This is a genomic window from Bacteroides intestinalis (assembly GCF_003464595.1).
GTDB lineage: Bacteria > Bacteroidota > Bacteroidia > Bacteroidales > Bacteroidaceae > Bacteroides > Bacteroides intestinalis_A.
This window is the reverse complement of sequence record NZ_QRZF01000006.1, coordinates 118,110-130,964: the sequence shown is the minus strand read 5'-3', so window position 1 is coordinate 130,964 and position 12,855 is coordinate 118,110. Positions and strand designations below refer to the sequence as shown.

Sequence of the window (12,855 nt, the reverse complement as noted above, 5' to 3'; positions counted from 1 at the left end):
ATTTGACAAAGTTATGAAATTATCCGGTTATAGCAGTGAGAAAAAAGAATTAAATATTAAAGCACTCCCTTCGAACTCGGCAATTCAAAGTGATAGATATCCCTCTTCACCGCCATCTTTATAGCGCGGGCCAGCGCTTTGAAAATGCCTTCTATCTTATGGTGCTCGTTCTGGCCTTCCGCTTTGACATTCAGATTCATCTTGGCGGCATCGCTCAGGGATTTGAAGAAATGCAGGAACATTTCTGTCGGCATCTCACCAATCTTTTCACGAATGAACTCTGCATCCCATACCAACCAGGGACGTCCGCCGAAGTCCAGGCAAACCTGGCAAAGGCAGTCATCCATCGTCAGGGCATAGCCATAACGCTCGATACCACGCTTGTTGCCCAATGCCTGATAGATGCAATCGCCTAATGCAATCGCAGTGTCTTCTATGGTGTGATGCTCATCCACTTCCAAATCACCTTTCACATGGATCGTCAGATCCAGACCGCCATGCTTGCCTATTTGCTCCAGCATGTGGTCGAAGAAACCCAGTCCGGTATGGATGTCGCAAGCACCATTACCATCCAGATTCAGAGACACGAAAATATCCGTTTCCTTTGTTGTGCGGCGTACTTCCGCTTTGCGTTCTCCGGCGAAAAGGAATTCGGCAACTTTATCCCAATCTTTCGTGACAAGGGCACATACCTCTTCCAGACCTTCGCAGGCAGCAGTTCCACCTTCTGATTCCGGCTTCAGCAATGCTGTATCATCCTGCAGATAAATAGCCCGGCAACCCAGATTCTTAGCCAGTTCCACATCCGTCGGACGGTCACCGATAACGAAACTTCCGGCAAGATCGTACTCCGGATTATTCAGATACTTCGTCAACATCCCTGTGCGCGGCTTCCGGGTAGGCGCCATATCTTCCGGCATACTACGGTCGATGAAGATTTCATCAAACGTAATCCCTTCACCCTCCAGCGTCTTCATCATCAGGTTATGCGCAGGCCAGAAAGTTTCTTCCGGGAAAGATGCCGTGCCCAACCCATCCTGATTGGTCACCATCGCAAACTCAAAATCCAATTTGCTACGGATGAAGCCCAGGTTACGCATCACTTTGGGATAAAACTCCAACTTTTCCAACGAATCCAACTGGTAATCTACGGGCGGTTCAATCACCAAAGTCCCGTCACGGTCTATAAATAATACTTTCTTACTCATAGCTTTTCAATGCTTCTATCAGTTTATCATTCTCCATCCTCGTTCCTACCGTCACACGCAGGCAGTTGCCACAAAGCGATATAGAATTACGGTTGCGGACGATGATCCCCTCTCCTACCAGATAATTATAGATTTTCACCGCATCCGTCACCCGTACCAGGAAGAAATTGGCATCAGACGGAAATACTTTCACCGTCAACGAAAGTTCGGAAAAGCGTTTCTCCAAATCCTCGCGTTCCTCTTTCAGCCTCTTCACCCAACGCTCTATCTCATAGTACTTATGCAACATCTCTATTGCTTGTTTCTGAGTCAGTTGGTTCACATTATAAGGGTACTTTATCTTACTCAGGATACCGATGATTTCCGTAGAAGCAAACGCCATTCCCAGACGGATAGCCGCACAGCCCCATGCTTTAGAAAAAGTCTGGAACACAACTAGATTCGGATATTTATCTAAATCCAGCAAGAACGACGGAGATTCTGAAAAGTCACTGTACGCCTCATCCAGTATCACCAACCCTTCAAACTCACGCAGCAACTTCTCTATCTCACTGCGCAACAGATCGTTTCCGGTAGGATTATTAGGCGAGCACAGGAAAATCAACTTCGTCCGTTCATCCGCAGCTGCCAGCAATTTGTCTGCCGAGAATTGGAAATACTCGTCGAGCAGGACTTTGCGATACTCCACATTATTCACATCAGCACACACCTGATACATGCCGTAAGTGGGATCGATAGCTACCACATTGTCCACTTCCGGCTCACAGAAAGCACGGAAGACCAAGTCGATAGCTTCATCGCTACCATTGCCCAGGAAAATATGCTCGGGAGCCACCTTCTTTATCTTGGAAAGTTCCGTTTTCAGTTCCCACTGCATCGGGTCGGGATAGCGGTTGTGCGGCAGGTTGTACGGATTCTCGTTCGCATCGAGAAATACCGATGCCGTTACACCTTTATATTCATCACGTGCCGAAGAATAAGGTTTCAGCTTCCAGATATTCGGACGGGTCAGTTCTTGCAATGTTTTCATGATCTATAATATGATAAAGTATTGAACACTGATTACGCGAATTACACAAATTTCATCTTTACCCTTATTCGTGTAATCCATATAATTTGTATTCTATATTGTTTTTAATCTCACTGTTACCGCATTTTTATGCGCATCCAGATGTTCGTTCGCCGCCATCTCTTCAATAGCAGGACCGATATTCTTCATACCTTCCGGGCGGATTTCCTGGAACGTAATCTTCCGGATAAAACTATCCAGGCTCACACCGCTATAAGCTTTCGCATATCCGTTCGTCGGCAAGGTATGATTCGTTCCCGAAGCATAGTCTCCCGCACTTTCCGGTGAGAGCGATCCCAAGAAAACGGAGCCCGCATTCACCACACGTTCTGCCACCTGCATATAGTCCGCAGTTTCCACAATCAGGTGTTCGGGTGCATATTCGTTCGTCAGTTCGATGGCCTCTTCCATATCTTTCACCACAATAAGCTTACTGTTGGCAAGAGACTTCTCCGCAATTTCCTTACGGGGCAGAAGTTCCAACTGACGTTCCACCTCCTCTTTCACAGCCTGTTGCAAATCCTCCGAAGTGGTAATCAGCATCGCCTGACTATCCACACCGTGTTCAGCCTGGCTCAGCAGATCCGCAGCTACAAATACCGGATTCGCCGTTTCATCCGCCAGCACTTCCACTTCCGATGGACCGGCAGGCATATCAATCGCCACATCACGCAGACTGACCAACTGTTTCGCTGCCGTCACATACTGGTTTCCCGGACCGAATATCTTGTAAACTTTCGGCACGCTTTCCGTTCCGTAAGCCATCGAAGCAATAGCCTGTACGCCACCTGCCTTGAATATCCGGTTCACCCCTGCCACCTGTGCAGCAAAAAGAATAGCAGGATGCACCCGTCCTTCTTTATCCGGCGGTGTGCAAAGCACAATCTCCTTACAACCCGCAATCTTTGCAGGCACAGCCAGCATCAGCACCGTAGAGAACAGAGGAGCTGTTCCTCCGGGAATATACAATCCCACCTTTTCAATAGCCACCGCCTTTTGCCAGCACGTCACGCCCGACATGGTTTCCACCTTCTTGCCCTCAAAACGCTGTGCAGCATGGAAAGTCTCTATATTCTGTTTAGCCAGGCGGATAGCCGCCTTCAGCTTCTCATCCACCAGCGTCTCCGCTTCTTTCAGTTCCGCCTCCGTCACCGCCAGCGATGTCAGCTCCGCCTTATCAAACTTTGCCTCCATCTCCAGCACCGCACGGTCACCGTCCGACTTCACGCGATCTATAATCCCCCGCACCGTATCGAACAGATTCTCAGTATTCATCACCGGACGTTTCAGTATCTCCGCCCACTGTGATCTATCCGGATTATTTATTAATTTCATGATTGTATATTATTTATTATTAGATAAATGATAATTTACCAGTGTAGTTATTGATATTCTGACTATCTCAATTCCCAGGAGGAGGAGAATTTAAGATACTTCCGCGTAACAATTTTCGTCACTAAATTATCATTTTTTCAATCGGCAGCACCAAAATCCCTTCTGCCCCCAGCGACTTCAGCTTTCCTATAATCTCCCAGAAGCACTTTTCATCCAGCACCGTATGTACCGAGCACCAGCCCTCCTGTGCCAACGGCATCACCGTCGGACTCTTCATGCCCGGAAGCACCTGGATAATTTCTTCCAAACGTTCCTTCGGTGCATTCATCAGCACATATTTCTTATCTTCCGCCGTCTTCACAGCATCCATACGGAAAAGCAACTCTTTCAGGATTTCCTTTTTCTCATCGCACAGATTCCTGTTACCAATCAGCAGTGCTTCCGATTTCATCACCACTTCCACTTCTCTCAACCGGTTGCTCACCAACGTAGAACCCGAACTAACAATATCAAAAATCGCATCTGCCAGTCCGATACCTGGTGCCACTTCTACGGAACCTGTAATCACATGTATCTCCGCATTCACATTCTGAGTTTTCAAGAATGTACTGAGGATACCCGGATACGACGTCGCAATCTTCCGCCCTTCAAACCACTGTACACCCGGATATTCGATATCCTTCGGAATAGCCAGTGACAAACGGCATTTGCTGAATCCGAGACGCTTTACAATTTCTGCATTTTCATTCTTCTCCACATATTCATTCTCGCCTACGATACCTATATCCGCCACGCCTGTTGCCACTGACTGTGGAATATCATCATCACGCAAAAATAATACCTCTACAGGAAAATTAGACGATTGTACCAGCAATGAACGTTTCACTGCATTCAATTTGATATCCGACTCTCCCAGAAATGACATCGTCTCGTCATAAAGACGACCTTTAGCTTGTACTGCAATTCTTAATAACATAATCTTATTTATAATTTTACGATTTAACTACTCACAAAAACTAAACTAGACTTAACTAAACTCTTGAAAACAAAAAACGAGGCTTACCATTATCCGGCAAGCCTCGTCATTTATATGTTTATTCATTATGCACATACAATCATACGCCTACCGATTATTCGTCAGGTAATGATGATGGTGATGATGTGCAACAATATTTTTCATACAATTCTTTTGTTTTGATGCGACAAAAGTAAACTATCCGTTTGAAACTTCCAAAGATTTATCACAAAAAGTTTCGTTTTCCTATCATTTTCTTAGTTTACGTCACAAATTACACTGATTTGCACAGATCAATTTATTATGGGAAAGTAATGAACTAAATGCCGATAATAATTTTAGGCGCGGATTACGCGGATTACACGGATTCTTTTCCTGTAATATAGTGTGATAGCGCAGTCATTAATCCGTGTAATCCGCGTAATCCGCGCCTAAAATTATATTCATTAACCGTCCATAGTAAGCAAACTTAAATCAGCGGCAGAATCTCCTCCTTCTCCACATCGCAGTGATGAAAGTGCATTTCCTGTTCCGCCTTCTCCTTCGGGAAAGTAAAATAAGTGCATACCGCCTCCGAACACACCTCTCCCGCCTCATTATAAAGTTTCGCATCGATAATTACGATATTCCGCTTCTGTTCGCGTATGGAAGCCCGCAACACGACATGCGAGTCTTTAGTCGACACCGGTTTACGAAAACGGGTTTCCATCTTCGAAGTCACCCCGCTTGTCTGCAACTTACGCACTACCACCCATCCGCAAATTTCATCCAGCAACACCGACTGAATGCCACCATGCAGCGTATTCAGCCAACCCTGATACTCCGGACGCGGCTTCCAGATGCTCACCACCTCGTCGCCATCCTCGTAAAACTCCATTTTCACACCGGACTCATTATTGGGAGCACAACCGAAACAATTGTATCCTTCCAAATCTTTCCACGGGTTAATAATCTTCTTCATACAATTTCATTTTTATTTTTAATTCAAGTTTCGCAGATTCTACAAAAAGATTGTAAATGGTACTTTTTTAGGCGCGGATTACACGGATTACGCGAATTTTTTAGTTAATTGACACAATAGCGCAGCTTTAAATCCGCGCAATCCGTGTAATCCGCGCCTAATATCCACACTAATAATATGTATATTCACGCTCTTCGTACACCACCGGCACATCGTCTATATACTTGATTCTGATTTTCCAGTTTCCCTGATTGTCATTATGGAATTTATAGACGTATTTCACTTCTTCGGTTTGCCCTTCCGGACGCTCTGTTCCGGAAATCAGTTCCCCTTTGGTATTGTACCGATACGTATGCTGGCTTTGAGATGTACCATCCGGTGAAAGATATTCTTCGAACACTACACGCCCCTGAAAATTATAGCCTCTCCGAACAGAGCCAACCGGATCAGATCCTTCGGGTTGCAACAGCACTTTCCGCTCTATTTGCTGCCCATAGGAATCATATATATAACGGAACTCACTACATTTTGTTCCATTCGTCAGGTAACCGGCTTCCTGTACCATATTACCTTCTATGTCATAGCGATACACATCCCGCTGCATAATTTCACCCTTATCATCCAGTATTGAACAGTGCTTGAGACGCCCTTCCTTATCATATCCATAACTCTTGTTTACCGTCAGCACATTCGCCGGTGTATAATGGCTTTCTTTCGACAAATTCCCATTCTCATTATATTCATACTGAATCTTCTCCCGGCATACTCCCGCTTCCGTGAACCGTTCCTCTTTTATTTTCCGTCCGTTTTCACCAAACTCATAAACGAAGAACTGCCCTTTCTTCTCTCCCTTATCCACCACCTGCGGACCTTTGGCGATGGCAACGTACGACCTTTGCTGTACCTTCTTCACTTTACCGCGCACGGGTATTTTCTCCCAGTCATTTCCACCGCCTACATACTCTATATCCCTGCGGATAATGAAATTCGGTTCTCCATATTCATTGCAACCTTCAAAACGCTCTGTCCAGTTACCCGCTTCATCTATCTTCCGAATCGGATTCTTCTGATTATCATCTTTCACCACCCGCATCTTACCTAACTGTAGTGCACCCCTTCTTTTCAGCGTCAGTGTATCCCCCTTTCCAATCGGGTATTCTCCCACGCGTTCCATCTTTTCATCCGGCCCACCCATCAGGATAATCTTCTCCGGCGTTCCATCCGCATTGTACAGCACTTGTCTGCCCGATGACCTCTTGTTCACATAGTCTTTGAAGTACATTTTCAACATCTTTCCCGCTTCATCGTACAAGGCAGAAGTAATCTGGAGTGTATCTTCCTGCCCGTTCATATAGGCAATGCAATTCAGCCGCCCTTTTTCATCATAGGTATAGCCCCAACAATCGCTGACTCCTTTATCCGCAGTTGCATAAATCTCACGCGACACCTGTCCGGCAGGGTTATACACATACACCAGTTTACCATGCGGACTGCCGTCCGGCTTCAGCCTGTTCTCTACCATCGCACGGCCTTTGCTGTCGTATTTCACGAATGTAATGTAATCCACCACCTTGCCGGTCACCCACGTAGTGTCCTTCAGCAGCGGCTCATACACCACCGTACGTATGTTTTTAATGCCCGGCTGATCCTGAGCACGAAGTGCAGCCGAACCAGCTGCCAACAGAAGAAGCAAACCAAATATTTTACATCTCTCAGAGATAAATAGGTGTCTCATATCCAATAGTGTTTTTCAATATGTTGCCACAAATGTAACAATACTTCGGCACGCACAAAAAAAGGCGGGGAGTTTTTTACTCCCACGCCTCCGCTTTTACTTCAAAACAAGGACACTCTTTCGTCCTTTCCCAAGGATCTACAATGCCGTTGTAGTTTTTATCAGGGCTCAGATCCCGGTGTCCCACCACCCGCGCCTCCGGATAACTCTGCAACAGATTGGCTACCAGTCGGTGCATCGCCTCTTTCTGTCGTAAAGTCCGCGTATCGGCAGGACGTCCGTTCATATCCAGACCGCCCTCATAACACACTCCAAGACTATTCGCATTGTATCCACGGGCATGCGCTCCGGGCACATCTTCCGACCTCATCAACTCCACCTGTCCCGACTTCCGGATATAATAGTGATACCCCCACGATGAAAAGCCCCTGTAACGATGCGCCGTATCCACGTCCTGCGCACTGAAATCACTGTCCGCCCTTGTGGCGGAACAGTGAATAATAATCAGATCAATCTTTCTCATAACCGACATACCATTTATATCGTCATAGCATGTGCACTCAACGCCCCCAATAAGGCAGAAGCCATCGCAATAACAACTTTCAAAACAGTGTCCCAAGTAATCTTCTTCATAACGATCAGTTTTTTAGTGATTTAATGTTTAATGATTCTATCCTAACGGATTTTCTTCAATCCCCCCATCAGCAGAACCACCCGATTCGGATGACTGCATGCTTCGCGTCACCACACGTGTGTACGCCATCGTCTTCGTGATGTCCGTCAACCCTTTGCCGGGGCGGAAGTTGATACGTGACTTCTTAATCATGGATAGCGTGAAATCTTCCGCCTTTTCTGCGCCCTCACTACTGAGGCCCATTTGTAAAGAGCCTAAATCTCCCAACCTGACGATGCGCCCCGCTTTCAGGGCACGCTTCGCCTCATAAATGATGCCCGCCAGTGCGGCACGCACATCAGTTTCCGTACATGTGGTACGTCCGGTTATCGCTTCGCACATTTCGTCGAAGTCCAACTCACCCGAGGCTTGCGCCAGGGCATAATACTTTGCGGGCTCACTCTTCTTGGAAGGATTTTTACGAGCCACCACTGAGTAATTCATGGATGTTGCCATATCAATTAAATTTTTAAAATGAATGTAAATCACCGATTTACACTGCAAATATACCAGATGACAGACATCCCTCAGTCGCCAATGAAGCTTTACGAATATTATTGAAACAAACACGTCTCAAAACTTTCACCAACCGTTTATTTTTAGTAAATTTACATCACATTAAGAATCAATAAATACAAGAAAATGAAAGAAGAAAAAAGCACTTTCACAGTGCGCAGTTACACAAAATCGGAACTGGCTCATCTTTACAATCCACAACTAACCCTTAAAAACGCCACCCAAGTACTTCGCCGCTGGATACTCCACAACGCCGAACTGCATGCAGAACTGATTCATTTGGGTTATCAGGACCGGAACCACATTTTCACGCCCCGCCAAGTAAAAGTAATAGTCGACTACCTGGGCGAACCTTAAACTTAACTTTACGCAAAAAGCCAAAAGTTATTTCCTGTTATCGGACACATCTGTTAATTTGCAACAAAATAGGGAAAGAAAGGAAGGAAACGAGTTGACAAGGGAACAAGGAGCTGCGCAATGCTTCTATGCCGCATGGAACCTTGTCACCTGGTCAACTTGTTAACTCGTCAACTTTCCCTCAAAAACATACAAACAATGAAGTATTCATATTATCAAAACAAAAAACAACCGCCCTGCGCCGAAGTAACCGACGAAGAAGTGGCTAACCTCATCCGCCACGATGAAAAACTGGCACACATGACTCTTGACATCCGACAGCATATCACTGCCAATGACATCGCAACCGCTGACTCCATAAAAGGAGAACTTCCCTCCGTCACCTTCTCCGCCCGCTTCACCGGTGGACGCCGATACGACAAACTGACTGAGTATAACGGGGAAATCGTCCTCGACCTCGACAAGAAATCCCCCGAAGAACTGGCACGCATCTCAAAGGCAGTCACCGGAAATCCGCATACCCACATCAGCTTTACCAGTCCGAAGGGAAACGGTTACAAACTGACCACAATCACCAGTCTGCCCGACGGCACCCTGCCGCAATCTCCCGAGGAAGTCCGTAACTACCATGCTCATGCCTACGACCAGGTTGCCGCACTCTACGAAGAGCTTTGCCAGACGGACATCGACGAATCGGGCAAAGACATGACGCGCATCTGCTATCTGCCTCACGACGAGAATGTCTATCTGAATCCTAATCCGCAGATTCTTATCGTCGACCTCAACCGTCCTCTCAGAGAAAAGAAAAAGAAAACTCCCGGACGGAAAAAGTCTTCAGGAACAACTACAGAAAAGCCTCCGTACCAAAAGCCTCCGTACAACATCTCTTATCCCCAAAGCGAAAGCCGTTCCTTGCTTGCCCTCCTTCTTTACTATCACGATCACAAAAACAAGTACGAAGAAGGCAACCGCAACAACTATCTGTTCCGGCTAACCTGCACATACAATGCTTACGGCATCCCCAAAGAAGAAGTCGCCCCTTTCCTGCGCCTCAACTTCACCGACATACCGCCCGAAGAGATTGACTCCCTGACGGACAGTGCTTATCAGCATACGGACGAATTTAACACACGTAAGTTGAGAACCTCGCAATGGAACTTCCTCCGCATCGGACAGTATATCAACAGTCATTACGAAACGCGCTACAACCAGATGAAGCACCGCATGGAATGTCGCAAAAAGGGTGAAGAGGATTTCGTCATGCTGGATGACATGGTAAGTAACAGCATCTGGATGGAGCTGAACGAAGCCGGTTACCCTTGCAGCGTCAAGAACATGGAGAACCTGATCTACTCCGATTTCAGTTTCTCCTACCATCCCATCCGCGAATATATGAATCATCTGCCTCAATGGGACGGCATCGACCACATCGGCCGCCTTGCCGAAAGTGTCCACACCATTCCAGCCCAAAGAGAATTCTGGCTGAAAGGTTTCAGGCATTTTCTGGTAGGTATGGTAGCCGCCGCCACGCAAGAAGAGGTAGTGAACCACCTTTGCCTCCTGCTATGCAGCAAGCAGAACCTGGGAAAAACGACTTTCATCAACAAAATCCTGTCAGATGACTTACGAACCGATTATCTCAGCACCGGCATCATCTCCGCCGGAAACAAGGACGACCTCTCCCGCATGGCGGAATTTATGCTCATCAACTTTGATGAGTTCGAGGGTATGACGGGGCACGAACTCAGTCTGCTGAAGGACCTTATCACCCGGAAGTTTATCAGTATCCGCCTGCCTTATGCCCGTCATACCCTGAACCTGCCCCACTGGGCATCCTTTGCCGGCACCTGCAACTACCCGCAAGTGTTGTACGATCCCACCGGCAACCGCCGCTTCCTCTGCTACGAAATCGAAAAGATAGACCGCTACGAAATCGACTACCTACAGCTCTACGCCCAAATCAAGCATCTGCTGGAGACCGGCTATCGCTACTGGTTCGAAGCCGACGAAAATGATGAGATAGAGCGCAACAACAAGCCTTTCATCTTTCAGACTCCCGAAGAAGAAATGCTGTTGACGCACTTCCGCAAACCGGAACGTTTCGAAAGTTTCAAGTATATGACGGTGAGCGAAATAGCGGAAGAAATCAGAAACAGAACCGGCTATCAATATAACCATGCCGGAAAAATCCTGTTAGGGAAGATTCTCACCAAATATGGCTTCCAGTATGTTACAAGCAAGAATATGAGGCGCTACGAGGTAATACTTCTGGAGGCGGAGAGTGTGAGAAATAACCAGTTGTATCAGTGATATGGCTTGTCGTTTGTAGCTCGTAGCTGCATCAAAACTGTGCCAAAACGAACAATTCTGAAAAAAAACAATTATCTTTGAAGCTATAAAAGAAAAAATGTGTGTTTATGGAATATAATACATCATTACGCAAGCTTCCTATCGGAATACAAACTTTTGCGGATATCCGCCAAGGTAATTATCTATATGTGGATAAGACTGCGCTTGTTTGGCTTATTGCCAATACAGGCAAGCCTTATTTCCTGAGCCGCCCCCGCCGCTTCGGCAAGAGCCTGCTCCTGTCCACTTTCGAGGCTTACTTCGAAGGTAAGAAAGAACTCTTTGAAGGCCTTGCCATTGAAAAGATGGAGACGGAATGGAAAAAATATCCGGTACTGCATCTGGATTTAAATGCCAAAAAGTATGAAACTCCAGCCGACCTGATAGCAATGCTCAACCAAACATTGGAAAAATGGGAAATTGTATACGGAAATGAAAAAAAGGATCGTAGCCCCGAAGAACGCTTTGCATATGTCATAGAACGTGCCTATGAACAGGCAGGTTGTGGTGTAGTGGTCTTAGTGGACGAGTACGACAAACCCCTGTTGCAAGCCCTCGATAATGATGCACTACTGGAAGATTATCGCAAAACTCTAAAAGCTTTTTACGGGGTACTGAAAAGTGCTGATCGCTACCTGCGTTTTGCTTTCCTTACGGGAGTTACTAAATTCTCGCAAGTCAGTGTGTTCAGCGATCTGAATCAACTGAATGACATCAGCCTGGATTATTCTTATGCCACAGTATGCGGTATCACCCGGACAGAGTTGGTTGAAACCTTTACGCCCGAAATAGAAGAATTCGGCAGGATTAACAAGCTTTCTGCAGAAGAAACTGTCAATAAAATGGCCCGTCAGTACGATGGCTATCACTTTCATCCGAAAGGAGACGGAGTTTTTAATCCTTTCAGTGTGCTGAACGCTTTCAGTAAACGGGAATTAGGAGATTACTGGTTTCAGACAGGAACTCCGACTTTTCTGGTTGAAATGCTCCGAAAGTCAGAATATGACCTTCGTATCTTACTTGATGGCATCGAAGCCCCGGCTTCTATGTTCTCCGAGTATCGTGTAGAAGCTAATAATCCGATTCCGTTGATTTATCAGAGTGGTTATCTTACTATAAAGGATTATGACAAGGAATTCGGCAACTATTTGTTGTTATTCCCAAACGATGAAGTTCGTTACGGTTTCATCAATTTTCTGGTACCATTCTATACTTCAATGACAAACAGCGACCAGGGTTTTTATATCGGTAAATTTGTGCAAGAGTTACGTGCAGGCGATTACAATGCCTTCCTCACCCGCCTACAAGCCTTCTTTGCCGATTTCCCCTATCAACTGAACGCGAAGACCGAACGTCATTACCAAGTCGTTTTCTATTTGGTTTTCAAACTGATGGGACAGTTCACCCAAGCAGAAGTTGAAAGTGCCACAGGACGTGCAGATGCCGTAGTAAAAACCCCTAAATACATTTACGTCTTCGAATTCAAATTGAACGGTACAGCTGAAGAAGCCCTGCAACAGATTGAAGACAAAGGTTACCTGATTCCTTATCAGGCTGACGGACGTGAAGTGATAAAACTTGGAGTAGAGTTCAGCGCGGAAGAGCGTAATATCAGCCGTTGGCTAAATGTGATGTAA

At 46.1% G+C, this 12,855-nt stretch carries 12 protein-coding genes; 3 read left to right on the top strand and 9 right to left on the bottom strand.

What is annotated here, in order from left to right; all coding sequences use genetic code 11:
• Positions 1–56: 56 nt before the first annotated feature.
• The 9 genes from hisB to DWW10_RS10570 form a co-directional block, all read right to left on the bottom strand.
• Positions 57–1,208, bottom strand: a complete 1,152-nt coding sequence (hisB, locus tag DWW10_RS10605; protein WP_118421342.1) for a bifunctional histidinol-phosphatase/imidazoleglycerol-phosphate dehydratase HisB — start codon at positions 1,206–1,208, stop codon at positions 57–59.
• Entirely contained in the window at positions 1,201–2,238 is a 1,038-nt protein-coding gene (gene hisC, locus DWW10_RS10600; RefSeq protein ID WP_118421343.1) for a histidinol-phosphate transaminase, read from the bottom strand. The genes hisB and hisC overlap by 8 nt, the downstream gene beginning before the upstream one ends.
• Positions 2,239–2,331: 93 nt before the next feature.
• The gene (gene hisD / locus DWW10_RS10595; protein ID WP_118421345.1) at positions 2,332–3,612 is read right to left on the bottom strand and encodes a histidinol dehydrogenase; all 1,281 of its coding nucleotides are present in this window, start codon (positions 3,610–3,612) and stop codon (positions 2,332–2,334) included.
• 121 nt (positions 3,613–3,733) lie between these two features.
• Entirely contained in the window at positions 3,734–4,588 is an 855-nt protein-coding gene (gene hisG / locus DWW10_RS10590; RefSeq protein ID WP_061434326.1) for an ATP phosphoribosyltransferase, read from the bottom strand.
• 508 nt (positions 4,589–5,096) lie between these two features.
• Complete coding sequence (locus DWW10_RS10585; protein WP_025726399.1) at positions 5,097–5,588, bottom strand: PaaI family thioesterase; 492 nt, start codon at positions 5,586–5,588, stop codon at positions 5,097–5,099.
• 169 nt (positions 5,589–5,757) lie between these two features.
• Positions 5,758–7,323: a hypothetical protein gene (locus DWW10_RS10580; RefSeq protein ID WP_118421347.1), complete on the bottom strand. Its 1,566-nt coding sequence runs from the start codon at positions 7,321–7,323 to the stop codon at positions 5,758–5,760.
• 76 nt (positions 7,324–7,399) lie between these two features.
• Positions 7,400–7,846, bottom strand: a complete 447-nt coding sequence (locus DWW10_RS10575) for an N-acetylmuramoyl-L-alanine amidase (protein WP_118421349.1) — start codon at positions 7,844–7,846, stop codon at positions 7,400–7,402.
• A 14-nt stretch (positions 7,847–7,860) separates the two neighbouring features.
• A complete protein-coding gene (locus DWW10_RS26035) occupies positions 7,861–7,956 on the bottom strand; it encodes a smalltalk protein (protein ID WP_022210678.1) in 96 nt (31 codons plus the stop codon).
• A 37-nt stretch (positions 7,957–7,993) separates the two neighbouring features.
• Positions 7,994–8,452, bottom strand: a complete 459-nt coding sequence (locus DWW10_RS10570; protein ID WP_118421351.1) for an HU family DNA-binding protein — start codon at positions 8,450–8,452, stop codon at positions 7,994–7,996.
• 213 nt (positions 8,453–8,665) lie between these two features.
• Between DWW10_RS10570 and DWW10_RS10565 the strand changes: the two genes are divergently transcribed.
• From DWW10_RS10565 to DWW10_RS10555, 3 genes are all read left to right on the top strand, one after another.
• The gene (locus tag DWW10_RS10565; protein ID WP_373151178.1) at positions 8,666–8,869 is read left to right on the top strand and encodes a DUF4248 domain-containing protein; all 204 of its coding nucleotides are present in this window, start codon (positions 8,666–8,668) and stop codon (positions 8,867–8,869) included.
• A 198-nt stretch (positions 8,870–9,067) separates the two neighbouring features.
• Positions 9,068–11,179, top strand: a complete 2,112-nt coding sequence (locus DWW10_RS10560) for a BT4734/BF3469 family protein (protein WP_118421353.1) — start codon at positions 9,068–9,070, stop codon at positions 11,177–11,179.
• A gap of 107 nt (positions 11,180–11,286) precedes the next feature.
• Positions 11,287–12,855 (top strand): ATP-binding protein, encoded by a 1,569-nt coding sequence (locus DWW10_RS10555; RefSeq protein ID WP_118421355.1) that lies wholly within the window; start codon positions 11,287–11,289, stop codon positions 12,853–12,855.